Source organism: Bradyrhizobium sp. AUGA SZCCT0158 (assembly GCF_018130065.1).
In the GTDB taxonomy this organism is placed as follows: domain Bacteria; phylum Pseudomonadota; class Alphaproteobacteria; order Rhizobiales; family Xanthobacteraceae; genus Bradyrhizobium.
On the sequence record NZ_JAFCME010000006.1, the window covers coordinates 152,841 to 178,782 of the forward strand.

16 protein-coding genes and 2 pseudogenes are annotated in these 25,942 nt (G+C 65.0%); 9 read left to right on the plus strand and 9 right to left on the minus strand.

The window, feature by feature from the left end:
* Positions 1 to 138: 138 nt before the first annotated feature.
* From JQ574_RS10885 to JQ574_RS10900, 4 genes are all read left to right on the plus strand, one after another.
* Positions 139 to 1,971 (plus strand): extracellular solute-binding protein, encoded by a 1,833-nt coding sequence (locus tag JQ574_RS10885; protein WP_212383539.1) that lies wholly within the window; start codon positions 139 to 141, stop codon positions 1,969 to 1,971.
* A 22-nt stretch (positions 1,972 to 1,993) separates the two neighbouring features.
* Positions 1,994 to 3,499, plus strand: coding sequence for a class I adenylate-forming enzyme family protein (locus tag JQ574_RS10890; RefSeq protein WP_212383514.1), 1,506 nt, complete (start codon positions 1,994 to 1,996; stop codon positions 3,497 to 3,499).
* A gap of 90 nt (positions 3,500 to 3,589) precedes the next feature.
* Entirely contained in the window at positions 3,590 to 4,816 is a 1,227-nt protein-coding gene (locus JQ574_RS10895; protein WP_212383516.1) for a GGDEF domain-containing protein, read from the plus strand.
* 117 nt (positions 4,817 to 4,933) lie between these two features.
* Positions 4,934 to 5,527: a hypothetical protein gene (locus tag JQ574_RS10900; RefSeq protein WP_212383518.1), complete on the plus strand. Its 594-nt coding sequence runs from the start codon at positions 4,934 to 4,936 to the stop codon at positions 5,525 to 5,527.
* Between the two features lie 143 nt (positions 5,528 to 5,670).
* Here the strand turns inward: JQ574_RS10900 and mfd are convergent, their stop codons facing one another.
* Both mfd and JQ574_RS10910 read right to left on the minus strand, forming a co-directional pair.
* Positions 5,671 to 9,189 (minus strand): transcription-repair coupling factor, encoded by a 3,519-nt coding sequence (mfd, locus tag JQ574_RS10905; RefSeq protein ID WP_212293417.1) that lies wholly within the window; start codon positions 9,187 to 9,189, stop codon positions 5,671 to 5,673.
* Positions 9,186 to 9,476 carry a succinate dehydrogenase assembly factor 2 gene (locus tag JQ574_RS10910; protein WP_212208624.1) on the minus strand — a complete coding sequence of 97 codons (291 nt, stop codon included), beginning with the start codon at positions 9,474 to 9,476 and terminating at the stop codon, positions 9,186 to 9,188. Before JQ574_RS10910 ends, mfd begins: the two co-directional genes overlap by 4 nt.
* 373 nt (positions 9,477 to 9,849) lie before the next feature.
* Here JQ574_RS10910 and JQ574_RS10915 point away from each other — a divergent pair, with 373 nt between their 5' ends.
* The 3 genes from JQ574_RS10915 to recG all read left to right on the plus strand — a co-directional run bounded on the left by JQ574_RS10915 (position 9,850) and on the right by recG (position 13,850).
* On the plus strand, positions 9,850 to 11,043 hold the full coding sequence (locus tag JQ574_RS10915; protein ID WP_212383520.1) for an RNA ligase RtcB family protein: 1,194 nt from the start codon (positions 9,850 to 9,852) through the stop codon (positions 11,041 to 11,043).
* Positions 11,040 to 11,663, plus strand: coding sequence for a peptide chain release factor H (gene prfH / locus JQ574_RS10920; RefSeq protein WP_212383522.1), 624 nt, complete (start codon positions 11,040 to 11,042; stop codon positions 11,661 to 11,663). The genes JQ574_RS10915 and prfH overlap by 4 nt, the downstream gene beginning before the upstream one ends.
* A 78-nt stretch (positions 11,664 to 11,741) precedes the next feature.
* Positions 11,742 to 13,850: an ATP-dependent DNA helicase RecG gene (gene recG, locus JQ574_RS10925; RefSeq protein WP_212293420.1), complete on the plus strand. Its 2,109-nt coding sequence runs from the start codon at positions 11,742 to 11,744 to the stop codon at positions 13,848 to 13,850.
* A gap of 115 nt (positions 13,851 to 13,965) precedes the next feature.
* Here the strand turns inward: recG and JQ574_RS10930 are convergent, their stop codons facing one another.
* From JQ574_RS10930 to JQ574_RS10950, 5 genes and pseudogenes are all read right to left on the minus strand, one after another.
* Positions 13,966 to 14,742: a DUF502 domain-containing protein gene (locus JQ574_RS10930; protein ID WP_212274708.1), complete on the minus strand. Its 777-nt coding sequence runs from the start codon at positions 14,740 to 14,742 to the stop codon at positions 13,966 to 13,968.
* Between the two features lie 97 nt (positions 14,743 to 14,839).
* The gene (glmS, locus tag JQ574_RS10935; RefSeq protein WP_212293421.1) at positions 14,840 to 16,666 is read right to left on the minus strand and encodes a glutamine--fructose-6-phosphate transaminase (isomerizing); all 1,827 of its coding nucleotides are present in this window, start codon (positions 16,664 to 16,666) and stop codon (positions 14,840 to 14,842) included.
* A gap of 206 nt (positions 16,667 to 16,872) precedes the next feature.
* Positions 16,873 to 19,941 carry an autotransporter domain-containing protein gene (locus tag JQ574_RS10940; protein WP_249119249.1) on the minus strand — a complete coding sequence of 1,023 codons (3,069 nt, stop codon included), beginning with the start codon at positions 19,939 to 19,941 and terminating at the stop codon, positions 16,873 to 16,875.
* A gap of 206 nt (positions 19,942 to 20,147) precedes the next feature.
* Positions 20,148 to 20,300: pseudogene (locus JQ574_RS35880) on the minus strand (autotransporter outer membrane beta-barrel domain-containing protein); the annotation flags it as partial.
* A gap of 12 nt (positions 20,301 to 20,312) precedes the next feature.
* Positions 20,313 to 20,486, minus strand: coding sequence for a hypothetical protein (locus JQ574_RS10950; RefSeq protein ID WP_212293422.1), 174 nt, complete (start codon positions 20,484 to 20,486; stop codon positions 20,313 to 20,315).
* A 701-nt stretch (positions 20,487 to 21,187) separates the two neighbouring features.
* Here JQ574_RS10950 and recJ point away from each other — a divergent pair.
* Together recJ and JQ574_RS10960 are read left to right on the plus strand one after the other, a co-directional pair.
* Positions 21,188 to 23,029 carry a single-stranded-DNA-specific exonuclease RecJ gene (recJ, locus tag JQ574_RS10955; RefSeq protein WP_212273747.1) on the plus strand — a complete coding sequence of 614 codons (1,842 nt, stop codon included), beginning with the start codon at positions 21,188 to 21,190 and terminating at the stop codon, positions 23,027 to 23,029.
* Between the two features lie 47 nt (positions 23,030 to 23,076).
* Positions 23,077 to 23,890 (plus strand): annotated as a pseudogene (locus JQ574_RS10960) (glucose 1-dehydrogenase).
* 128 nt (positions 23,891 to 24,018) lie between these two features.
* Here the strand turns inward: JQ574_RS10960 and JQ574_RS10965 are convergent.
* Positions 24,019 to 25,254, minus strand: coding sequence for a lytic murein transglycosylase (locus tag JQ574_RS10965; RefSeq protein ID WP_212209411.1), 1,236 nt, complete (start codon positions 25,252 to 25,254; stop codon positions 24,019 to 24,021).
* A gap of 99 nt (positions 25,255 to 25,353) precedes the next feature.
* The gene (locus tag JQ574_RS10970) at positions 25,354 to 25,815 is read right to left on the minus strand and encodes a MarR family winged helix-turn-helix transcriptional regulator (protein WP_212209412.1); all 462 of its coding nucleotides are present in this window, start codon (positions 25,813 to 25,815) and stop codon (positions 25,354 to 25,356) included.
* Positions 25,816 to 25,942 lie beyond the last annotated feature (127 nt).

Consider the following 25,942-nt stretch of genomic DNA (forward strand, 5'->3'; position numbering starts at 1 on the left):
CTTCAATACAGCGGCGGACGAAAAGATCAATGCCGACAAGCATTTTTGGCCGCGGTCTCGGTGGACGCCGAGGCCTGTGGTCAAGGCCTATGGTAAAGCTCACTGGTGTGTGATCCCGAATCAAATCCGCGCGTGCAGATGTTAGTCTTTGGACGTATCCGGCCTGGTATTCTCGCCAGCGTTGTGCTCGCGCTCGGCCTGTTGCCGCTGGCCCTCGCGGGCAAGGCCCGCGCCGGTGAAAGCCATGCGATCTCCATGCATGGCGCGCCGGCCCTGCCGGCCGATTTTGTCCACATGCCCTACGCCAATCCGGATGCGCCGAAGAGCGGCCGGCTGGTCTGGGGTCTGCTTGGCACCTTCGACAGCCTCAATCCGTTCATCGTCCGGGGCCTCGCCCTGCAGCAGATCAGGGGCTTTGTCGTCGAGAGCCTGATGAGCCGCGGCAACGACGAGGCCTTCACGCTCTACGGACTGCTCGCCAGGAGCGTCGAGACCGACGACATCAGGAGCTATGTCACGTTCCATCTCGATCCCCGGGCACGGTTCTCGGATGGCAAGCCGGTAACGGCCGACGACGTGCTGTTTTCCTGGGCGCTGCTGCGCGACCGCGGCCGCCCCAACCACCGCCAGTATTACGCCAAGGTCGCCAAGGCCGAAGCGCCCGACCCGCTCACCGTCAGGTTCGATTTCGGCGGCGCGCCCGACCGCGAACTGCCGTTGATCCTCGGCCTGATGCCGGTATTGCCGCGCCATGCGGTCGATCCCGAAACCTTTGAAGAAACCACGATGACCGGACCGGTCGGCTCCGGTCCCTACCGCGTCACTGCGGTGCGCCCCGGCGCCAGCGTCACGCTGACGCGCAATCCCGACTATTGGGGCCGTGACCTGCCGGCGAACCGGGGCCTGTGGAACTTCGACGAGATCCGGTTCGATTACTACCGCGAGTCCAACGGCCAGTTCGAAGCCTTCAAGCGCGGGCTCTATGATTTCCGCAATGAGGCCGAGCCGCTGCGCTGGCACGACGGCTATGATTTTCCGGCCGCCCGCAGCGGCGAGCTGATCCGCGACACCATCAAGCCGGGGATGCCGCAGCCGTCGGAGTATTTGGTGTTCAACACCCGCCGTCCGCTGTTTTCCGACGTCCGCGTGCGGCGCGCGCTGACGCTGCTGTTCGATTTCGAATGGATCAACCGCAACTACTTCTTCGGCCTCTATACGCGTGCCGGAGGCTTCTTCGCCGGGTCGGAATTGTCAGCCTATGGCCGCGCCGCCGATCAACGCGAGCGCGAACTGTTGAAACCGTACCTCGCGCATATTCCGCCTGACATTCTCGACGGCAGCTTCCGCCTGCCCGTGACAGACGGTTCGGGCCGCGACCGCGCGGCGCTGCGGGCTGCCCTCGCTCTGCTGTCCGAGGCCGGCTACGTGCTCGACGGCACCGTGCTGCGCCAGCGCGCGACCAAAGCACCCCTCAGCTTCGAGATCCTGGTCACCACGCGCGATCAGGAGCGGATCGCGCTGGCCTACGCCAGAGACCTCAAACGCGCCGGCATCGAGGCCAGCGTGCGCGCGGTCGATCCGGTGCAATTCGACCAGCGCCGGCTCGGCTACGAGTTCGACATGCTGCAGAACCGCTGGGACCAGTCGCTGTCACCCGGCAATGAGCAGTCGTTCTATTGGGGCAGCCAAGCCGCCGATATATCAGGCACAAGGAACTACATGGGCGCAAAGGATCCGGCGATCGACGCCCTGATCGCGGCACTGCTGGAGGCCCGCGAGCGGCCGGAATTCGTCTCGGCGGTGCGGGCGCTGGACCGCACCCTGATGTCGGGGTTCTACGCTATCCCGTTGTTTAACGTCGCCGAGCAATGGATCGCGCGATGGAATCGGGTAGAACGGCCTTCAACCATCGCCTTGACGGGGTACCTGCCCGAAACGTGGTGGCACAGACCGGACGCGCAAACCAAATGACGCAAGCCATCGAAGTGACGCCGTGACCCAGCCAGCCGCTTCGCCCACGCTCGATACGTTGTTCAAGCGGTCGCTGGCACGGCAGCCGGATGCGACGGCGCTGGTCGATCCGCCCAACAAGCAGCGCGTCACCGGGCAGACGCCGAAGCGCCTCACCTACGCGCAGGCCGACCGCGCCATTTCCGCGCTGGCTGCGCATTTCATCGAATCCGGATTGCCCGCCAACTCCGTCATTGCAGTCCAGTTGCCGAACACCATCGAATTCGCGCTGACAATTTTGGCCGCCTATCGCGCTGGCCTCGTGGTCGCCGTGCTGCCCTTGCTGTGGCGGCAGGCGGAACTGACCATGGCGCTCAACCGCACCGCGGCGCGGGCGATCGTCACCACCAGCAAGGTCGACGGCATCGTCTATTCGGATCTGGCCATGAATGCCGCGGCCGAAGCATTTTCGATCCGCCATGTCTGCGGCTTCGGCACCGATTTGCCGGAAGGCATGGCCTCGCTCGACAACGCGATCCTGCGGGAATCGACAACCGCGCGCGCGGTGATCCAGGATGGCCGCAAGGCGGCACTGATCTCGTTCGATCTGACCTCGGACGGTTTCCGGCCCGTCCCGCGTGCCCATCTCGGCCTGATCGCCGGCGGACTGTCGGTTTCGCTCGAAAGCGACGTGCCGCAGGGCGCAACGATCCTGTCGGCGTTTTCGCCGATGTCGTTTGCCGGCCTCGCATCGACGCTGACGGTCTGGCTGCTGTCGGGCGGAACGCTGGTGTTGCACCATCCGTTCGACGAAGAGGTGCTGGAGCAGCAGGTCAACGAGTATGCCTGCGACACGCTGATTGCCCCGGCCCAGCTGGCGCTGCGGCTGGACGAACTCGACCTCGCGGGCAGCCTGCCCTCCCTGCGCAACGTCATCGGCTTGTGGCGCGCGCCGGAACAGGTGTTGTCGAGCGCGTCCTGGTCGGCCCAGCAGGCAACCCTGACCGATGTCTACCTGTTCGGCGAAGTCGGTTTGTTCGGGGCGCGCCGGATTGCGGAGGACGGTTCGCCGGCCTTGATCAAACCAGGACCGCACGGCGCGCCGCGCGAACTGCCGGGCTCCTCGATCGCGGGCGACATCCTGCTGACGCCGCGGGGCACCCTGGGACTGCGCGGACCGATGATCCCGGTCGCGGCCTATGCGCCGCCGCCGCCCCCCAGCGACTCGCTGATCGCAGCCGCGCCGCGCGATTACGTCGACACCGATTATTCCGCGCGGCTCGACCGCTCGACCGGCGCGATCAACATCACCGCGCCGCCGTCCGGCATCATGGCCGTCGGCGGCTACCGCTTCCTGGCGCAGGACCTGCAGGAATGGGCCCGGCGGCTCGGACAAGGCGCGCTGCTCACGGCATTGCCGGATCGCCTTAGCGGCCATCGGCTCGCCGGCCGGGCCCAGGACAACGCGCGCGCCCGCGACGCGCTGACGGAACTTGGGCTTAACCCGTTGATGGTCGAAGCGTTTCGCGACCGGGCCAATTCCACCTGAGCGCAATCTCGCGGCTTGCGTTGACGCCACATTAAGCCAGGCAAACTAGGATCGCGCACTCATAATGGCGCGCTTGATCCGAGTTGTCAGATGTCCCAGCAAGGCCCGATCCTCGTCGTATCGACCGCAAGGCGGCCGTCGTTTGCCGCAGCGCTCGATGTCGCAAAGCTGTTTCCGGTCATCGAGGCCGAATGGGCGGACGCAGGTCGCGCGGTCGAACAGCTGCAGCCGGCCGCGGTATTGGCCGCGACGTCCGACGTCGATCAGGCCACGCTTGCCGCACTCGCCGCGCCGATCGCGGCACAGCAGCCCTATCTGCCGCTGATCGCGGTCGATCCGCAGATTGCGCTGCCTGAAAACGCCATTCCATTTTTCCAGAGCCAGGGAGACTCCAGCCGTCTCGCCGCGCGCCTGCGCGCAGCGCTGCGTGTTCGCGCATTGCACGCGACCGTGATGCGTCGGCTGGTACCGGCCACCCGGATCGCGCTGTCGGACATCGATACCTTCCGAGATGCTACCGTGCTGCTGGTCGGCCGCGGCGGCGCCTACCCCACACTGTCGGTCTCGCTTGGCGAACAAACCGGCGTGGTCGGCGCGCTGAGCATCGAGGCTGCGGCGAAGCATCTCAATGCACGCGACATCGACGGCATCGTGCTCAGCGAAGGCTTTAGCCCGCGCGTGGTCGATGCGTTCCTGACCGTGCTGGCGGAAGACGCCCGCTTCCGCCATCTGCCTGTGGTGGTGACGTCAGGCGATCTATTGCCTGCCTATGAATTGCCGAACCTCGAAATCCTCTCGGGCGAGCCCGCACAAATGGTGGCGACCGCGCTGCCGCTGATCCGCCAGCATGCCTTCGAAGCGCATTTGAGCCGGACCCTGCGCTCGATCGACGCCGAGGGTTTGATCGACGCGCGCACCGGCCTGCTCACACCGACCGCCTTCGAACGCGACTTCGCCAGCGCGGTCTATCAGACCCAGCAACGCGGCGGCGGCCTGTCGGTCGCGCGCTTCGCCTTCGACCCCGCCCACCCCCGCGCCCAGTTCGACGGCGCGCGCATCATCAGCCGGCTGATGCGGCAGATGGATTTTGGCGCCGTTTGCGATGACGGATCGGTCGTGGTCGCCTTCGCCGAAACCGACCTCAAGACCGCGCATACGATCGCGCGGCGGCTGTCCAGCGTCATGCGCCACACCAGCCACGGCAAGCGCGACACCCGCGCAGAACCAACCGTGACGGTCGCGACACTGGAGTCGAAGGATTCCGCGAAGGCGCTGCTCGCCCGCCTCGGCGAAGAGGCCCATCGCGCCGCGTCCTGAATGTTCCGTCCAATCGTCCATGAACCCGCAGGGCCGCTGGAGCGACACAGGTTCGATGTGCTCGCCGCCTAAACCGACGGGCGCGGGCGCTTTGCGCCCACCGTCGAGGAAGCGGCAATGTTGACGAATAACATGGGGCTAACCTGGAAAGCTTCTGGGATCGCGTTGTTTGCGATGGCCCTTGCGCTCGTGGGAGGGCTGTCGCTGTTCAATAAGGCAAACCTCGACACGAAGCCAACCGCCGCCGTCGAACCTGCCATCGCCACCGCGACCAACTGCGCTGAATTCGAGGCGAAGGCCCGTAAGCTGTTCGACCAGGGCGGCGACACCGCGACGCTGAGTGGCACATTCGCGTCCGGCGACCACGTGCACCTGGCGATCGATTTCATCGGCGTCAGCTATTCCTGGGAATCGACCGGCGTGTTGGGAATAATGCCGAACGTCAGCGGCTCCCGCTGGTACAGCTGGCTTAAGTACACCGCGCACCGCAAGGCCACATACTCGCCCGAGCACACGCTCATATCATCCGTGTCCAACGGGAAGATCAGCGGATTGGCCAGGTTGGAGGTGAAGCTCGATGTAGCCACCGCTGGAGATGGCGCGATAACAATCAAGAAGACCAGCGGGCTGTCCATATCGCCGACGGTCGTGATCGCGAGCTGCAAAGCCTCGAATGAGGCGCCCCCGATTGCACGGGGATTGTCGAGCTGATGCGGCTCGACAAAGAAGTGCAGCGCGCCGGGTCGTAGCCGTCCGATCCCGTCATTGCGAGCGTAGCGAAGCAATCCATCTCGCAGCATGCCGACACATGGATTGCTTCGCTACGCTCGCAATGACGGGGATGGTTCGGAGCCCTACGCCGCCTTCTTGTTCTCCGCGAGATTGGCGAGCTGCCGCAAAATCTCCGTGGTGCCCATCAGCCGTTCTTCCGGCGTCTTCCATACCTGCAGGAACACCACCTTCATGTCGGGCCGCACCTTGGCGGCCTGGCCGTGCTGGCGGATGAAGAACACCAGCCGGTCCGGCTGCGCGAACTTGTTGTCGCGGAAGCTGATGACGGCGCCCTTTGGCCCGGCATCGACCTTCTCGACATTGGCCCTTCGGCAATAGGCCTTGATCGCGGCGACCTTGAACAGATAGCGCACCTCGTCCGGCAGCACGCCGAAACGGTCGCGCATCTCGGCGGCGAAATTGTCGATCTCCTCGTCGGTCTCGAGATCGGCGAGCCGGCGGTACAGCGACAGCCGCACCGCAAGATCGTTGACGTAATCCTCCGGGATCAGCACTGGCATGCCGATGGTGATCTGCGGCGACCAGCGGTCGGCCGCCGGCTCGACCACACCGGCCTTGAGGTTGAGGATCGCCTCTTCCAGCATCGATTGATAAAGCTCGAAGCCGACTTCCTTGATGTGGCCGGATTGCTCCTCGCCGAGCAGATTGCCGGCGCCTCTGATATCGAGGTCGTGCGATGCGAGCTGGAAGCCCGCGCCCAGCGTTTCCAGCGATTGCAGCACCTTGAGCCGCCGTTCGGCTTGGGCTGTGATCTTCTGCTGCGCCGGCAGCGTGAACAGCGCATAGGCGCGCAGTTTCGAGCGCCCCACCCGGCCGCGCAGCTGATAGAGCTGCGCGAGGCCGAACATGTCGGCGCGGTGCACGATCAGCGTATTGGCCGAGGGAATGTCGAGCCCGGATTCGACGATCGTGGTCGAGAGCAGGACGTCGTATTTGCCGTCGTAGAACGCCGACATGATGTCTTCGATCACGGTCGGCGGCATCTGGCCATGGGCGACAGCGACTTTCATCTCCGGCACGGTCTTGTCGAGGAAGTCCTTTACGCTCGCGAGATCCTCGATACGCGGCACCACATAAAACGCCTGCCCGCCGCGGTAGCGTTCGCGCAGCAGCGCCTCGCGGATCATCAGGGGGTCATGCGGCGCCACGAAGGTGCGCACCGCGAGGCGATCGACCGGCGGCGACGCAATGATCGAGAGGTCGCGCACGCCGGTCAGCGCCAGTTGCAGCGTGCGGGGAATCGGCGTCGCACTCAACGTCAGCACATGGACCTGCGCGCGCAATTGCTTCAGCCGCTCCTTGTGGCTGACGCCAAAGTGTTGCTCCTCGTCGACGATCAGGAGGCCGAGATCCCTGAACTTGATCGCCTTGCCGAGCAGCGCATGGGTGCCGACGACGATGTCGACATTGCCTTCCGACAGCCCCTTCTTGACCTGCGTCAGTTCCTTCGGCGCGACCAGCCGCGAGGCTTGCGCGACATTGACGGGGAAGCCACGAAAACGTTCGGTAAAGGTCTTGTTGTGCTGCCGCGCCAGCAGCGTAGTCGGCACCACCACAGCGACCTGCTTGCCGTCGAGCGCGACCGCAAAGGCAGCGCGCAGCGCCACCTCGGTCTTGCCGAAGCCGACGTCACCGCAGATCAGCCGGTCCATCGGCCGGCCGCTTTCGAGATCTTTCAGCGTGGACGTGATGGCGCCGAGCTGATCCTCGGTCTCTTCATAGGGGAAGCGCGCGCAGAACTCGTCATAGACATGGGCCTGCACCGGCATTTTCGGCGCTTCGTGCAGATGGCGCTCGGCCGCGATCTTGATCAGTTCGCCCGCGATCTCGCGGATGCGGTTCTTGAGTTTTGCTTTTCGCGCCTGCCAGCCGCCGCCGCCCAGACGATCAAGTTCGACATTGGCGTGGTCGGAGCCGTAGCGCGACAGCAGCTCGATGTTTTCGACGGGAAGGAACAGCTTTGTCTCGGCGGCGTAATGCAGCTCGAGGCAGTCATGCGGCGCGCCGGAGACTTCCAGCGTCTGCAGCCCGATGAAGCGGCCGATGCCGTGCTCGACATGCACCACGAGGTCACCGGCGGCGAGGCTCGTGACCTCCGAGATGAAATTGTCGAGCTTGCGGCTCGCCTTGCGCGGCCGCACCAGGCGGTCGCCGAGAATGTCCTGCTCGCTGATGACGGCGACGTCGTCGGTCTCGAAACCGGATTCCATGCCGACCACCGCCAGCATGGCCTCGTTGCGCGGGGTCGCCTGCACCGTGCGCCAGGTGTTGACGCTGGTGAGGTTGTTAAGCTTGTGGTCGCGCAACATGCTGCCCATGCGGTCGCGCGAGCCTTCGCTCCACAGCGTGATCACCACCTTCTTGCGCTGCGCCTGCAGCGCCAGCACATGGGCGACAACGGCTTCGAACACGTTGACGGAGCTATCGGCGCGCTCCGGCGTGAAGTTGCGCCCCTGCCGCGCGCCGGCATCGAACACGTCGGAGCCGTGCTCGGGCACCGCGAACGGCGTCAGCCGCGCCAGCGCGGCCTCTTCAAGGCGGGTCGCCCATTCCGCTTCGCTCAGATAGAGCCGGTCCGGCGGCAACGGTTTGTAGATCGCGCCACCACCGGGATGCTCCAGTGCCTCGCGCCTTGCTTCATAATAGTCCGCGATCTGCTTGAAACGTTCTCGCGCAGCGTCCTCGCCCTGCGGTTCGATCGCGACCGGCGCGCCGTCGAGATAGTCGAACAGCGTGTCCATCCGTTCCTGGAACAGCGGCAGCCAGTGTTCCATGCCGGGATGGCGGCGGCCTTCGCTGACGGCTTCATACAGCAGATCGTCGCGCTGCGGCGCGCCGAAGGTCGCGACATAGCCCATGCGAAAGCGACGGATGGTCTCGGTGACCAATTGGAATTCGGAGACCGGCACCAGATCGAGCGCGCGCATGTCGAGCAGCGTGCGCTGGGTCTCGGCGTCGAACGTGCGGATCGATTCCAGGCTGTCGCCGAAGAAGTCGAACCGCACGGGCTGGTCGAGCCCGGCCGGAAACAGGTCGAGAATGCCGCCGCGCACGGCGTATTCGCCGGGCTCGCGCACCGTCGAGGAGCGGTTGTAGCCATTATGCTCCAGCCAGGCGACGATGGAGTCCATCGGCACGACATGGCCGGGCGCAACCGACAGCGCCTGCGCCGCGACAACCTCGCGCGCCGGAACACGCTGAACGATGGCGTTGACCGTGGTCAGCACGATCAGCGGCTTGTCGCTGCCTTGAAGCCGCGACAACCGCGCCAGCGTGGTCAGGCGCTGGGCCAAGACGCCGCCATGCGGCGATACCCGGTCATAGGGTTGGCAGTCCCAGGCCGGAAACTGCATGATAGGCAAATCGGGCGCGAAAAACTCCAGCGCCCGTGCCAGTTGCTGCATGCGGGGGCCATCGCGGCACACCACCGCAAGGCTCACCGCCGGTGGTTTCGGCTTGGCGGCGACCGCGCGTGCGAGGTCAGCAACGACCAGGCCTTCCGCGCCCTCGGCGACATTCGCAAAGGTCAGCGCCCGGCCGGGGGCCAATAGCGCGGCGGGCGATTTGACTGGAGACTTCATGCGTCGTGGTCCACGGCGCGACGCGCCTTGATGCGATCGAACAGCGCACTGGCGAACTCGGGATCGAGCGGCTTTTCGCCGGTCAGCGCGGCATAGAGATCGGGATCGGGCACCTCGAGCAGCCGTTCCAGTTCGGCCATATCGCCATCAGACAGATCAGCGATCTCGGCATCGGCAAAGCGCCCGAGGATGAGATCCATCTCACGGGTGCCGCGATGCCAGCAGCGAAACAAAAGCCGCTTGCGGCGGTCATCGAGCCCACCGCTCGATCGTGTCGAACCCGTCATTGTCTCATTCCCATCCGAACGCCAAAAGCCCGGACGTGCCGGGCGGGGTTGATATAGCCATGGAAGCGGCGAATGTCAGTAGCGTTTCCGGCACAAATCCAAGTGAACCCGACGCATGTGACGTGCGACAACAGGAGGTCGCGGCGGACTTGCAGCTTTTGCGTTTCGCCGGTATGTGATCTGCGCGATCGGTGGCCGATTTTGGTTCGATCAACAGGGAGAAGGCTCGATGACGTTGATGTCTCGCCACCCCGTCGAGGGCATCGCCTAAGGGCGCGTGCGTTAGCCGCGCCGCTTGGGAAATCACGCGCTTAAGTCAGCGAACGCTGTGCTGTGCGCGTCGACGATTCCAAATCTTCTGAAAGCTTTTTAAATGGGCACTTCTCCCAAGATGGACGGCCGTGCGCCGATCCATGTCTTCGCCTCGTCCAAATCCTGGATCGAGGGCAATGCCGCGCTTCAACTCGAACAGGTCGCTGGCCTAGCCGGCGTCCGGGCGGTCGCCGCCATGCCGGATCTGCATCCCGGCAAATATGGTCCTGTCGGCTGCGCCATTCTGGCCGACCGGATTCATCCGCAGCTGGTCGGCTCCGACATCGGCTGCGGCATGGGGCTGTTTGCGCTCGATATCGCGGCGCGCAAGCTGCGGTTCGACCAACTGGCCGACCGCTTGAGCTCCCTCGATCACCCCTGGGATGGCGATGTCGCCGGTGTACTGGTCGATGCCGGCCTTGACGCCACGACGTATGATGCCTCGCTCGGCAGCATCGGCGGCGGCAACCATTTCTGCGAGGTCCAGGCGATCGAGGAAATCCTCATCCCGGAGACGGCCGCGCAGGCGGGACTGGACCGGGATCAGGCCTATGTGCTGGTTCATTCCGGCTCGCGGGGTCTTGGTTACTCGATCCTGGAGCGCGTCCTGTCGAACGGTCAAGCATCGCTTGATCCCGCGAGCGATGAGGGCAAGTCCTACATGGATGCGCATGATCACGCCGTGCGATGGGCCAGGCTCAACCGTCGCATCATCGCCGAACGGGCCGCAGCGGCGGCGCGTGCGGACCTGCGTCCTGTCAACGATCTGGCCCACAACATGGTCGAGCGTCAGGGCTCTGTCGGCGGCGACGTCCTGGCGCTGCACCGGAAAGGCGCGGCGGCTTCCGATCGCGGGCTGGTGCCGGTGCCGGGATCGCGCGGGACGCTGTCCTATCTGGTGGAGCCGCTGGCTCCGATGCGAACCGAGGCGCTCGCCTCGCTCGCGCATGGTGCGGGCCGCAAATACGACCGGGCATCCATGCACGGCCGCGTGCGGGGCAAGAAATCCGACGTGGCACGGCTGGAGCGCAATCCGTACGGCGGCATCGTCGTCTGCGGGGATCGCGGCCTGCTCGTGGAAGAGGCGCCGGAGGCCTACAAGAACATCGATCGCGTCATCGCCGATCTCGTCGAGTTCGGCCTGGCGCGCGTGGTGGCGACGTTCCGGCCGCTGGTGACGTTCAAGAAGGCGCAATCCAGCGTCGCAGCGAGCAGCAGCAAGCGCGAAAAATCCTGGAAGGAGGATCGCCGATGATCCGGCTTCTCCTGACCAGCGGACGCGGTCCGGCGGAATGCCGGATCGCGCTCGCAAAGACTGTTGCGGCCCTCACCGCCGAAGCGACCGCACTCGGCCTTGATATCGATTGCGTGAATGGACCGAATCCGGACGGGCATGGTCCGGCATCGGCGATAACAGTGATCCACGGCGACGCTGCCGCGGCCTTTGCTCGGCCATGGATCGGTTCGATCCAGTGGGTGGCGCCAAGCTCGCTCCGGCCACATCACAAGCGCAAAAACTGGTTCATTGGTGTTTTCGAACTTCCGGCGCCGCCCGAAGCGCCGAAAGCGCCGGCCGCGCACGACGTTCGCTTTGAAGCCTTCCGGGCCGGCGGCCCCGGCGGTCAGCACCAGAACAAGACCGAGAGCGCCGTGCGTGCGACGCACATTGCGACCGGCCTGTCCGTCGTGGCGCGCGAGGAACGCTCGCAGCATCGGAACAAGGCGCTGGCACTGGAGCGGATTGCGGCACTGATCAGGCTGCAGGGCGAACTGGAAGCGATCACCGCGCGGAATGACGCCCATGCCGCACATGATCGCCTCGAGCGCGGCAGCCCGGTCAAGCGGTTCAAGGGCGCCGCGTTTCAGGCATCGTAGGTTCTGCGGCACGAAAAAAGCCGTGGACGTTCGCTACAAAGCCGGGCATTCCCGGCCGAAACGGACTTAGCTTCCTCAATGCGCCCTCCTTTGCTCAATCCGCTGTTTGCTCCGGTCACGACGCTTCCTGGCGTCGGGCCGAAGCAGGACAAATTGCTGCGCTATCTGCTCGGCCGCAGCGAGACGCCGCGGCTGGTCGATCTGCTGCTGCATCTGCCGGCCAGCGTGATCGATCGCCGGGCGCGGCCAAAGATCCGCGAGGCCGTGCAGGGAACCGTGGTGACGCTCGAAGTCACCGTCGATCGCCACCGGCCGCCACCGCCGCGCAATTCGCGGGCGCCCTACCTCGTCTACGCCAGCGACGACACCGGCGACGTGGTGTTGACGTTCTTCCGCGCCAAGCCCGGCTATGTCGAAAAGCTGCTTCCCGTAGGCGAGAAGCGCTACGTGTCGGGCACCTTGCAGATGTACGACGGGATTCCCCAGATCGTGCACCCCACCAACATCGTGGATGAAGCGGCCTTTGCGAAACTGACCGGCATCGATCCGGTCTATCCGCTGACCGAAGGCCTCGCGCTCGGCTCGCTGCGCCGCGCGGTCGCCCAGGCGCTGCAAAAACTCCCCGAACTGCCCGAGTGGATCAGCCCGGAAGTGATCCGCCGCTGCCACTTCCCGCCCATCCGGGAAGCGTTCACGAGAGTCCATATTCCGGTCGAACTCACGGACATCCTCCCCGATGGCCCGTTCTGGTCGCGGCTCGCCTTCGACGAACTTTTGGCGGGTCAACTGGCGCTGGCGCTGGTGCGGGCGCAATTGCGCCGGCCGGCCGGCGACCGCCACGCCGGTGACGGCCATCTGCGCAGCAGGATCATCGATGCGCTGCCTTACGCGCTGACGGCGTCACAGCGCGACGCGGTCGCCGCCATCACCGGGGATCTGCGACAGCCGGTGCGGATGCTGCGGTTGCTGCAGGGCGACGTCGGATCCGGCAAGACGGTCGTGGCGCTGCTGGCGGCCGCAGCCGTGACCGAGGTCGGCAAGCAGGCGGCACTGATGGCGCCGACCGAAATTTTGGCGCGCCAGCACATCAAGACCATCACGCCGCTGGCCGAACGCGCCGGCATGCGCGTGGCGATCCTCACGGGGCGCGAAAAGGGCAAGGAGCGACGGGAAATCCTGGCCCAGCTGGAAGCCGGCGAGATCGATTTTCTGGTCGGCACCCACGCGCTGATCCAGGACGATGTGATCTTCAAATCGCTGGCGCTCGCCGTGGTCGATGAACAGCATCGTTTTGGTGTGCGCGAACGGCTGGCGCTGACCAACAAGGGCGAGGCCGTCGATGTGCTGGTGCTGAGCGCGACGCCGATCCCGCGCACGCTGGTGCTGACCTATTTCGGCGACATGGACGTCTCGGAACTGCGCGAGAAGCCGGCCGGCCGGCAGCCGATCGACACCCGCACCGTTCCCAACAGCCGGCTCGACGAAGTGGTCGACGGCGTCGGCCGTGCGCTCAAGGCCGGCAAGCTGGTCTACTGGATCTGTCCGCTGGTGGAAGAGTCCGAGGCCGAAGGCATCGAGCACCTCACCAACGCCACCGAGCGCTTCGAGCGCTTACAACAGCGTTTTGGCGACCGCGTCGGCCTCGTTCATGGCCAGATGAAGGGCGCCGAAAAGGACCGCGTGATGGCCCAGTTCGCCGCCCACGAAATCGGCCTCCTGGTCGCCACCACCGTGGTCGAAGTCGGCGTCGACGTTCCCGCCGCGTCGATCATGGTGATCGAGAACGCCGAACGCTTTGGCCTCGCCCAATTGCATCAATTGCGCGGCCGCATCGGGCGCGGTTCGGAGGCGTCCACCTGCCTGTTGCTCTACAAGGAGCCGCTCAACGAGATGTCGACCGCCCGGCTGAAAGTGATCCGCGAAACGTCAGACGGATTCCGGATCGCCGAGGAAGATCTGAAACTGCGCGGTGAAGGCGATGTGCTCGGCATCCGGCAAAGCGGCCTGCCCGGCTACCGCATCGCCCGCTCCGAAGTCCACGGCCAGCTCATCACCCAAGCCCGCGACGAGGCGCTGCGGATCATGAAGGACAATCCGAAACTCAAGGGCGACCGCGGCGAAGCGCTGCGCTGCTTGCTGTATTTGTATGAGCGGGATGAAGCGATTCCGCTGATCGGGGCTGGGTGACACTCGATCAGCCGTCATTTCGAGCGCAGCGAAGCAATCCATCGCGCGGCATAACGGATAGATGGATTGCTTCGTCGCAAGGGCTCCTCGCAATGACGTGGAGAGAGACGGTGCCCTACTCCACCTTCGCTGGCTGCAGCGTGACCGCGTTGGCGGCACGCGCTGCTTGCGCGGCCTGCGCCGTCGCAGCCAGTGCCGCGATCTTCTTCTGCGGATCGGAGCCCGGCTGCACCACGCCGCAGGACATGATCAGGGTCGCGGCGTCTTCGGCGCTCATTTCGATTTCGAGGATCTTGCTCCTCGGCACATAGAAGAAGAACCCCGTGGTCGGGTTCGGGGCGCACGGCAGGAACACCGAAATGTGCTCGTCATTGCTGGGAAGGCGACTGGAAATCTCCACGCTCGGCGATTGCGAAATCAGCACGATCGACCACATGCCGGGCGAGGGAAACTCGACCAGGCCGACGCGGCGGAAGCTCGATCCCTTCCCCGAGAACAAGGTCTCGAATACCTGCTTGACGCCGCGATAGATCGCGCGCACCGCCGGAATGCGGCCGAGCAGCCTTTCGCCGAGGTCGACCAGCGTTCGCCCGATCAGGTTGGCGGTCAGGAAGCCGAGCAGCGTCAGCGCCACCACGGCGATGACCAGCCCGGAACCCGGCAGGCCGAACGGCAGGTAGGTTTCCGGCCGGTAGGCAATCGGCACGAACGGCCGCACCAGGCCGTCGACCCAGGTGACGAACCACCAGGTCAGATAAAAGGTAATTGCGATCGGTCCGGCGACCACCAGGCCGGTGAGGAAGTAGTTGCGGAAACGGGCCATCAGGCCGGTATGGACGACTTCCGGCGGGATTTCGGCCGGGGTGGACGGTGGCAAATCTTGGGGATTCATTGCGGTTCCAGGTCGCGGGGGCAGCCGGTCTTGTTCCAGCTAAGCCATCCTAGCAGGTTTTTGAAGGCCCGAGATGCCGGCAAGCACACCCCTGCGGCTATTCGACCGTGACCGATTTGGCCAGATTTCGCGGCTGATCGACGTCGGTGCCCATCACCACGGCGGTATGATAGGCCAAAAGCTGCACCGGAACGGCATAGACCATGGACGAAAAGGTCGCGGCCATGTCGGGCAGCACGATGGTGACCAGGGATTCGATGGTCGCCTCCGCAGCCCCCTTGGCGTCCGTCATCAGGATGATGTTGCCACCGCGGGCGGCGACCTCCTGCATGTTGGAGACGGTCTTTTCGAACACCCGGTCATGCGGCGCGATCACCACGACCGGCATGTTCTCGTCGATCAGCGCGATCGGACCGTGCTTGAGCTCGCCGGCGGCATAGCCCTCGGCGTGGATGTAGGAGATTTCCTTCAGCTTCAGCGCGCCTTCCAGCGCCAGGGGATAGCTGGTGCCGCGGCCGAGATAGAGCACGTCGCGGCATTTGGCGATGTCGCGCGCCAGCTTTTCGATCTGCAGTTCGGTCGTCAGCGCCTCGGCCATCAGGCGGGGAACTTCGACGAGGCCGTGGACCAGCTTGGTCTCGTCCTCGTCGGACAATTCGCCGCGCGCCTTGCCGGCGGCAACGGCCAGCGCGGCCAGCACCATCAGCTGGCAGGTGAACGCCTTGGTCGAGGCGACGCCGATCTCGGGCCCCGCCAGCGTCTGCAGCACGGTTTCGCTCTCGCGCGCTATCGTCGAGGTCGGCACGTTGACCACCGAGAGCGTGTGGACGCCCTGCGACTTGGCATAGCGCAGCGCCGCCAGCGTGTCGGCGGTCTCGCCGGATTGCGAGATGAAGATCGCCAGATCGCCCTTGCGCAGCGGCGCCTCGCGGTAACGGAATTCCGAGGCGACATCGACCTCGACCGGCACGCGGGCGAGCCGCTCGAACCAGTATTTGGCGATATGGCCGGCATAGCTCGCGGTGCCGCAGGCGACGATCGCGATGCGCTGCACACCCCTGAAATCGAACGGCAGCGTCACCGGCAGCATCACGCGGTCGGTCGCCATGTCGACGTAACGCGCCAGCGTATGGCCGACCACTTCGGGCTGCTCGTGGATTTCCTTGGCCATGAAGTGGCGGTAGTTCGCCTTGTCGACCAGCGAACTCGACGCCGTGTGCCTGATCGCGTCGCGCTGCACGATCGCATTGTCCTTGTCGTAGATGGTGGCGCCCTTGCGCGTCAGCACCACCCAGTCGCCGTCTTCGAGATAGCTGACGGTGTTGGTCAGGGGCCCGAGCGCAATCGCGTCCGATCCCAGATACATTTCGCCGTCGCCGTGACCGATCGCCAGCGGCGGGCCGTTGCGGGCGCCGATCATCAAATCATTGTCGCCGGCGAAGATGAAGCCGAGCGCGAACGCGCCGCGCAATTGCGACAGCGCCGCCTTCACCGCTTCCACGGGACCGATGCCCTGGCCGAGCAGATTGTCGACCAGATGCAGCACGATCTCGGTATCGGTTTCGGTCCTGAAGACCGCGCCCTTTTTCTCCAGCGCCTCGCGCAACTCGCGAAAATTCTCGATGATGCCGTTATGGACCACGGCGACGCGTTCGGTCGCGTGCGGGTGCGCGTTGTTCTCGGTCGGCCGGCCGTGGGTGGCCCAGCGGGTATGCCCGATCCCGGTATGGCCGGCGAGCGGTTCGGCCTCCAGCCGTTTTTCGAGGTTTTTCAGTTTGCCCTCGGCGCGGCGCCGCGCCAGATGGTCGCCTTCCAGCGTGGCGACGCCGGCCGAATCATAGCCGCGATATTCCAGGCGTTTGAGCGAATCCACCAACTGCTCCGCGACCGGAGCGCGTCCGAGAATGCCGACAATGCCGCACATGCGGTTTAATATCCCCAAATCGTCGAAAAATTGCCGAAGCAACGCCACGTTCCCTTAACGGGAAACGCGGCTACCCACCTACTCAATAATTATTGCGGATTGAGACAGTCTTAAGCGGAAAGCTTAACGTTTGCCATTGGTAAGCGGCGTCCAATGGACTTAGGCGAACCCGGCGCGGAGGGCAATGTCCAGCCCTGCCCGCCGCCTCACCACGCGTAGCGCACCACGCCCTTGCCGGCGTAGCTTTCGGTCACGTTGGAGAACTCGCCCTCGAAGGAGCCGGCGATCGACCAGCCGTTGATCCACTTCATCTCGGCCGAGCCGGTCACCAGCGCTGCATCCGCGGCCTGCCGCGCGCCGTTGACGACGAAGGATGCACCCGGCAGCGTCTGGAACGTGGCGCCGATCGAGCGGTCCGGATTGAAGTCATGCGCCCAGGCCGCGCGGCCGCGCAGCGTGAAGACGCCGTTCTGCACGGCGTATGATTTGTCGGTGCGCAGGCCGAGTTCGCTGCGGGTGCTGGTGACACTCTTGGCGTTGTACGCGAGCGCAAAGGTGTTGGCGCCGACGATTGCCTGCTCGGCGTAAGCTGGCAGTTCGAACGTCGTGAACTGTCCGGCCGCGTACGGCGTCCAGCCAAAACCGTGCGACACGAAGCGATAGCCGCCTTCAACGCGGCCCGACCAGGCGTTGGCGTTGAACTGTGCGCGCAGGCGGTCGATGCCGGCGACCGTCACGGTGCGATCGGTGGTGACATCCTGCCAGCCAAGGGCCAGCGCGCCGGTGATATAGGCCGGGCCGATAGTATGCCGGATGAATGCACCGGCCTGGAATAGGTCGGATCGGCCGGAGCCAAATCCATTGACGCTGAAATTGGTGCCGCCGCCGGCCAATGCAAAACCGGCTATCGTGTTCGGCGAGAGGCGATAGTCGGCGCCGACGGCACCAGCAGCGAGGCTGCTACGCGTGTTGTTCGACCCAAGCACCGTATTGCCGTCCGTCGTCTGCGACCCGCCAAAGCCTGCCGCCCACACGCTCCAGCGTTGTTCGAAACTCGGCGCGATCGGCGGCGCCTTGGTGTAGATCGCCGCCAGCGCATCGTTCGGTTTGCGCTTGGCGGCATAAGCGAGGCTCTCCTCCGCATATGCATTCGGATTGCCACCGCCGCTGATCGGATTGCCACGGCCGGCGATGAACGGATCGGTCATCACCCCCATGAACTGGTTCATCGCATTGAACGTGGTCTGCTGCGAACCGGTGGCGGTCTCGCTGGAGATCTGTGTCAGCCCGAACGGTGTCAATCCGCCGAACACGATCGGAATGCCACCTGTGGTGTTGAAGAAATTGACGATGGCGTTGCCGACGTTCTGCTGATTGACATTGAGCCCCGTGCCCGGCGGCGGCACGAAATTGAGCGCGAGGTTGAGATACGCATTGTTGGCGTCGTAACTCAGGCTCGAGTTGAATCCGCCGGGCAGATTGGTGTTGACCGGACCACTGAACGTACCGTTCACGCCGCCCGCCGCGTTGAGGATGGTGTACTGTTTGGCGACGTAAGTGCCCGCCGCAAAATTCGCGTTCACCGTCGCGCCGCCGAGCGTCGCCGCGCCGGTGACGTTGACGCGATCGGCGTTGGACGGCGAGACCTCGACCAGATAGCTCGATGCCGCCGTAAGCACGAGGCTGCCCTGCACGGTCAAAAGCCCGATCGAATTGCCCGGCGCGAGCGTGCCGCCATTGATCGTCGTGTTGCCGACGGTGCCGTTGCCGCCGAGCGTTGCGCCGGCGTTCACCGTGGTCATCGCCGACGACGAGATCGAACCGTTCACCGCAAGCAGGCCTGCGTTGACGGTCGTGTTGCCGGTGTAGGTGTTGTTGCCGGTAAGGTTGAGCGCGCCGGCCCCGTCCTTCTGCAGCGCGCCGCTACCTGAGACAACGCCGTCGAACTGGACCGCGTCCGAGCGGTTGAAGGCGAGCGTGCCGCTGTTCGCGACGTCGCCGAGGATCGAGCCGGTGGTGCCGCCGGCGCCGAGCTGCAGGGTGGCACCGGTCTGAATCGTCGTGCCGCCGGCATAGGTGTTGGTGCCGGAGAGGACGAGCAGACCCGTGCTGCCGCCGACGGTGTTCGGCGTTGCGACGGTGAGGCCTCCGGCGCCGGTGATCGCCCCGCTCGACTGGCCGCCGCCGGCCAGCAGCGAGGGACCGCTGATGATCACGGTGCCGGCCGACTGAAGATTGGCGACACGCGAGGTACCGAGAATTCCTGGAGACGCGAAATCGATCGTCGCACCGGCGGCGATGTTCGTGGCGGTTGCGTTACCCGCGAAGAAACCGAGCGTGCCGCTGGTACCGCGCAACGTGCCGCCCAGAACATCCACCGTGAAGGCTGGCGCGCCGCCGAATCCGGCGCCAACGTTCGACCAGACCACCGTGCCGGTGCCGCCTGCCTCGCCGAATTGGATCCCGGCCGCGCCGGCGTTCGCGGAAAAGAAGCCCGTGAGGGTCAAGGTCTGGCCATTGGCCGCACTGATGCGTGAAGCTCCGCCGCCGTTCACGGTTATCTGGTTTGTGAGCGAGCCGGTGACAGTCGACCGCAAGGCGCCGGCGTCGAAGCGCACATTGTTCGTCCCGAGCGCAGCGGCGTCCCCGATCTCGACCGTGCCGGACGTGATCGTGGTGCCGCCGGTGAAGGTGTTGGCATTATTCAGAATAACGGTGCCGGGACCCGCGATGGTCAATGCGCCGGCTCCAGCGACCAGGCCGTCGACTGTTAGATGCGCTGCGGAGCTCGCAGTGGTGATCACCGTATTGGAATTCAGTTGCAGCGTTGTGGTGGAAAAAAAGTCCACTGTGATATTGCTGGTCTGAACATTGATCGCCGCCGACCCTGCACTGACCTGCATGATCAACGTCCCGACTTGAAAGCCATAGCCGCTGTTGGCGATGGAACTATCGAGGTTCAGCGTACCGACCGTGAACGGACCGCCGTTCAGACCAACGCCGACGCTGGTGAAAGGACTGACCGCGTTGAACGTCGCAGTTGCGTCGATCGCATCGGGAACGCTGGCGGGCGTCCAGTTGGCCGCGACGCTCCAGTCTCCGGTGCCATTCCAGGTCTGTGCAGCGGCTCGGTCGGTGAGCGCCACATTGGTCAGCACGGCGGCTGCCGCGCTGAACGCCCCCATCGCAATTGGGCGAACGAGCCGTGCCAGCGATCCCGTTAGTGCGGTGTCCGACGTCGCGCGATGGCGCCTGTTGAGCAGTTGCTGCGCCATCGCAATTTCCTAGTAAATATAAGTATAGCGTACGATTCAGGCTCCGACCCTATCGATGCGGGGGATCGGCAGCAACGCGACGGCACCGGTCCGACCGCTTTAAACGGTTGTGCGCTAATTCGGCCACAGCGGCCAATTGAACGAGGAGATAAGCGGGATTTGCAGTGGGCGAACTGGCTTGTAGCGAGCGCCCTCGCCGTCCCGCCTCACCAGGCGTAACGCACCACACCCTTGCCGGCGTAGGAACGAGTGACATTCGAGAACTCGCCCTCGAATGTGCCCGCGATCGACCAGCCGTTGATCCACTTCATTTCGGCCGAACCGGTCACGAGTGCGGCGTCAGCGGCCTGCCGCGCCCCGGTTTGGTCAGATCAAAGCTGCGGGCGACCGTTGGCCATGCGCAGGACCGTGCTGATGGTGGTCAACACGGCCTTCGCAACGTCGAGCACGTTGACGCCGCCTTGCACGCGACCAAGCTCGTCGTCGTTAAGGGATCGGTTGTCGTTCTGCCGCACTCGGCTGTCATTCTGCATATCGATGTTCATTGGCATCCTCCTCATCGGTGCTCGGGCGAATCCCCTCGTTTGCCGCCTCACACTATTTGTTGGGGGGACAGGACTTCCGTGATCCGCCGCACGGACGCTGACTGCGACAAAACAACCCGACGGGCAAATCACTTCTGATTTACAGAAATCGTGTCAAGCCCCGAAATAAAAAATATTTCGCTTTCGCCGTCGGGCAAATCATCTCTACGAGTTTGCGTTATCCCGTCCCACTCAGAGGGCATCGGCCGTCGTCACGACGAGGGGCGGGTTGCGGTGGACGTGACAGTTGCGATGGACGGTCGCGGCTGAAGCGTACGGCGAAAGCGTGTGGTCCTGACGCCCGTAACGGCGTCAAGCCTTGTGGGAGCGAACGCTCTGCAAGGCGACGGTGGCAATAGAGGCCGTCTCACCGGGGAGAGCGCGTTATAAGCCGTAAAGCCATTGCGCAGGGAATGTCGGATGTTCTCCGCTGCCCTGTATGCTCATGTGCAGCATTCTTATGCACAATCGCACATGAGACCGCGGGTGCAGCGCGCATCCGGCATTCCCTGCGCCCTCTGACTTCGAGGGCGGAAAGAGTTCCTGCAAACCTCGGGCGATCAGCGTCGCGAGCTGTTGACGCACGTCGGCTTTGCTTTGACATTGATTTGGGAAGTGCGCAGAGATGGGGCTGACCCCAGGCCCGCCAGACCGAAAGCCCCATGACGCCTCCTGCTACCGCTTTGCCCGTTGAATTGCCGCCGGCGTTTCTCGGCGTGTCGCAATCGGCGACGGGAAAATTGTGGCGCGACCGGCTCGATGCGAGGGGGGCGGCGAGGGCGCTGGCAATCGTGCAGCGCTACCAGCTGCCGGAGATGCTGGCGAGGGTGATCGCCGGCCGCGATGTCGAAATCGACGCCGTCGCGGATTTCCTCGACCCCACCATCCGCAAATTGATGCCGGATCCCCACACCGTCACGCAGATGGAAACCGCGGCCAAGCGTATCGCGGACGCGGCCACGCGCGGCGAGAAGGTTGCGATCTTCGGCGATTATGACGTCGACGGCGCGACCTCCGCGGCACTGCTGACCTGGCATTTGCGCCATTGCGGGCTCGATCCCTTGATCCATATTCCCGACCGCATTTTTGAAGGCTACGGGCCCAATGTGGAGGCCGTGCGCGCGCTTTCGGGCAAGGGCGCGACATTGCTGGTGACGGTCGACTGCGGCACCACCAGCATCGAGCCACTGGCGGAAGCGCGAAAGCTCGGGATGTCCGTCGTCGTCATCGATCACCATCAGACCGGCGACGACTTGCCGGAGGTCGACGCGCTGGTGAACCCGAACCGTGCCGATGATCTCTCGGGCCTCGGTTATCTCGCCGCCGTCGGACTCGTGCTGGTGACGCTGGTTGCTGTTAACAGGGAACTGCGCGGCCGTGGCTTCTGGAACAGCGAACGGCCGGAACCAGATCTGCTGGGCATGCTGCATCACGTGGCGCTCGGCACCGTGGCCGATGTCGCGCCGCTGACCGGGCTCAACCGTGCGTTCGTCGCCAAGGGCCTGATCGCGATGCGCCGCCGCGACCATGTCGGGCATACCGCGCTGATGGACGTGTCGCGGCTCAACGGACCGCCCGAGGCCTGGCATCTCGGCTTCATGCTGGGGCCGCGCATCAATGCCGGCGGCCGCATCGGCCGGGCTGATTTGGGCGTGCGGCTGCTGCTGGAAGGCGATATCTCCGAGGCCGCGCGGATCGCCGCCGAACTGGATCGGCTGAACTCCGAGCGCCGCATCATCGAGCAAGCGGCGGAAGCGCAGGCCGAAGCCGAGGCGCTGGCTTCGCTCGGGCTCGAGGACAAGGGATCGGTCATCGTCACGGCCTCCGAAGGCTGGCATCCCGGCGTCGTCGGCCTCGTCGCCTCGCGGCTGAAGGAAAAATTCGCGCGGCCGGCGTTTGCAATCGCTCTGGAGCCGGGCGGCATCGGCACCGGTTCGGGCCGCTCGATTTCAGGCGTCGACCTCGGCAAGGCGGTGCGGCAGGCGGTGAAGGAAAAACTGCTGATGAAAGGCGGTGGCCACGCCATGGCCGCGGGCGTGACGCTGCGCAAGGAAAAGCTCGCGGAGTTTCGCGCCTATATGGAAAGCGCGCTCGCCGAAGACGTCGCCAGTTCCCGTCACGAAAACGAGCTGTTCATCGACGGCGCGGTCAGCGCCCGCAGCGTGACACCGGAATTCGCGAACACGCTGAACCGCGCCGGGCCGTTCGGCGCCGGCAATCCGGAGCCTGTCATCGCGCTGCCGGCGCATCAACTGGTCTATGCCGATGAAGTGGGGCAGGCGCATCTGCGCGTGCGCTTCAAGTCCGGCGACGGCGTTATCGTCAACGGCATCGCGTTCCGGTCCGTCGGGCAAAAGCTCGGCCACGCCCTGACGCAAAACCGCGGCCAGCCCTTGCATGTCGCAGGATCGCTCACGGTCGATCGCTATCAGGGCACCGAGCGCGTGCAATTGCGCGTGATCGATGTCGCGGTGCCGGACCAGGGACCGGCCGTGATCAGGTAAGTTCATCCACCAGACGACAAAACCAACAACCAAAAATGGGAGCAGACATGGCAGGACAGGTTCAGGGAAAAGTCGCGCTCGTGACCGGCGGCGCATCCGGCATTGGCGCGGCATGCGCCCCAATTGCTGGCGCGTGAAGGGGCGTCGGTAGTGGTCACCGATGTCGATGAACTGAAGGGGCCGGAGGTTGTCGCGGGTATCAAGAAAGCCGGCAACGAGGCTGTCTTCCTGCATCAGGACGTCACCAGCGAAGCGCGCTGGATCGACGTCGTGGCCGAGGTGATGAAGCGCTATGGCCGGCTCGACGTGCTGGTTTCCAACGCCGGCATCGGCATCGCGGTGCCGTCGATTACCGAGATGTCGCTGGAAGACTGGCGGCGGCAGACTGCGATCAATCTCGACGGCGTGTTCCTGTCGGTGAAGCACTGCCTGCCGGCGATGCGCAAGACCGGCGGCGGCTCCGTGATCATGATGTCGTCGCTCGCAGGCATTCGCGGCGCGGCCAGCCTGTCCGGTTATTGCGCGACCAAGGGCGGCGTCCGGCTGTTTGCGAAAGCGATCGCGATGGAATGCGCGACGTTCGGCGACGGCATTCGCGTCAACTCGGTACATCCCGGGATCATCGACACGCCGATCTGGGGCAAGATCCCGACCGAGGCGGCGGGGCGCGGCCAGAACGCGCCGATCGATCCCGAGGAGCGTGCGAAATTCGCAACGCCGCTGGCCCGCGCCGGCCATGCCATGGACATCGCGAAAGGCGTTTTGTATCTCGCCTCCGATGCGTCGAGCTACGTGACCGGGACGGAGCTCGTGATCGACGGTGGCATGAACGCAGGCGGGGTCGCGCGGCCGGGGGCGTGACAAAGTTCGTCATTGCGAGCGAAGCGAAGCAATCCATGCATCCACGTGGACAGAATGGATTGCTTCGTCGCATTGCTCCTTTGCTCAAACGCTTCGCGTTTGTCGCAGGCAATGACGGCGATAGGCCACTACCCGCCTTGCCGCAGCCGCGCCAGCACCTTGAGCCCGCCATAGCCGTCGGCGGGCAGCAGGCCCATCTTGGTCTGGTAATCCCGGACCGCCTTCATGGTGTCATTGCCGACGCGGCCATCGGTGCCGCCGGTGTCGAAGCCGGCTTTTGTCAGCCGCGTCTGCATCTCCTGCACCTCGGCCAGCGTCAGCGCGCGTTCGGAGCCCGGGAAGGGATGAATGAACGGCGGCGCGCCGAGAATGCGGTCGCCGAGATGGCAGATCGCGAGCGCATAATTCATCGACGGATTGTAGCTGCGCACCGCGTAGAAATTCGGCCCCAGCAGGAACGCGGGTCCGCCGGCGACCGGCACCCACAATTGCGCGGACGCATTCGGTTGCGGGAAAGGCTTGCCGTCGGCGCGGGTGACGCCGGCGCTGGCCCACGCCGCATAGGTGCGGTTGCCGCTGCCGGACGCGCCGCCGGCGCGGACCTCGTAACCCCAATGTTCGCCGCGGTGATACTTGCCGCGATTGACCAGATAGCGCGCGCTGGAGCCGAGGGCGTCGTCCGGCTTGCCGAACGGCGAGACGCGGCCGTCCTTGTCGTAGTCCATGCCGACATTGAGCCAGACTTCCGGCATCCACTGGGTATGTCCCATCGCGCCGGCCCACGATCCCCGCATTTCCTCCGGCGTGCCCCAGCCGCGGTTGACGATCTTCAGCGCGTTGATCAGTTCGGTTTCCCAATAGGCGCGGCGGCGCGGCTCGTTCCAGGCCAGCGCTGCGAGCGAGGGAAAGATCGGGCGCATATGGTTCTGCTGCACCAAGGGATCGCCATAGGCGGATTCAACGCCCCACAGCGCCAGCAATGTGCCGCGCTCGACGCCAAAGTCCTGCTCGATTCGCGTGAACAGCGCCTCGTTCTTCCGCAGCGCTTCCTTGCCCGCCGTGATGCGCCAGTCCGAGGCGCGGCGATTGACGTATTGCCAGATCTGCTCGTGGAATTCCGGCTGTTTCTGCATCTGCCGGAACACGGACATGTCGGGCTCGATGCGGTCCATCACGCGGCTCCAGGTCGCGTCCGATATGCCTTTTGCCAGCGCGCGAGCGCGAAAATTATCGCGCCACGCGTCGAAGCCGGGCGGCGCCGCGGCCAACGCGGCAAGCGGATTGGCGAGCACGGCTGCGGTGCCGATACCGGCTTGCAGCAGGGCGCGGCGGGTCGGCAATCTCAGAGAATCGAACGGTTCCATGGCGGTATTGTACGGGGCAGGGCGCGCTCACCAAAGCGCATTTGCGCGGCGCCGTCGTCGCAGCCGGAACGTGGAACTCCCGAAGGTAGAATAGTCGCCCTAGGCCTGCTGAAAGTCCGCAGCGATCCGTGCGAGCCAGCGCCGGACCGTCGCCTGCGCGGTGGCCGAAAGCCCGGCCGCCAGGCGACGTTCCACCGCCTGGACGTGACGGCGGCATTTGTCGAGCAGCACAGTGCCGCGCCGGGTCAGTGTCCATTGCAGCACCCGGCCGTGGATCGGGTGCGGGGTCTTCCGGATCGCGCCGTCGCGTTCCAGATTGCGGATGATGACGCCGACGGTTTGCGGGGTCAGCAGGGCAACCCGCGCCAGATCGGCGCCCGACAGGCCGGGATAGGCCCGCAGCATCGTCAGCGCCACGAATTGCGGTGTGGTGACGCCGAGTTCGCCGAGCGCCCGCTCCAGCGTCAGCCGGGTCGCGGCCTGGGCCTGCCGCAGCAAATAGGCGAGGTGGCCTTGCTCGCCGCGCTTGCCTTCGCCCGGCGGCGGCGGCGGGCGGATCATCGCGAGCACGGGATCGGCGGCGGATTTTTTCGGGCGCTGGTGAGAGTTTTTGCGAGAGGATTTCCGGCGCAAAGGATTTTTTGCCGCGACGGATTTTCTGGATTTTTTTGACACCGTTTTTTGTGGC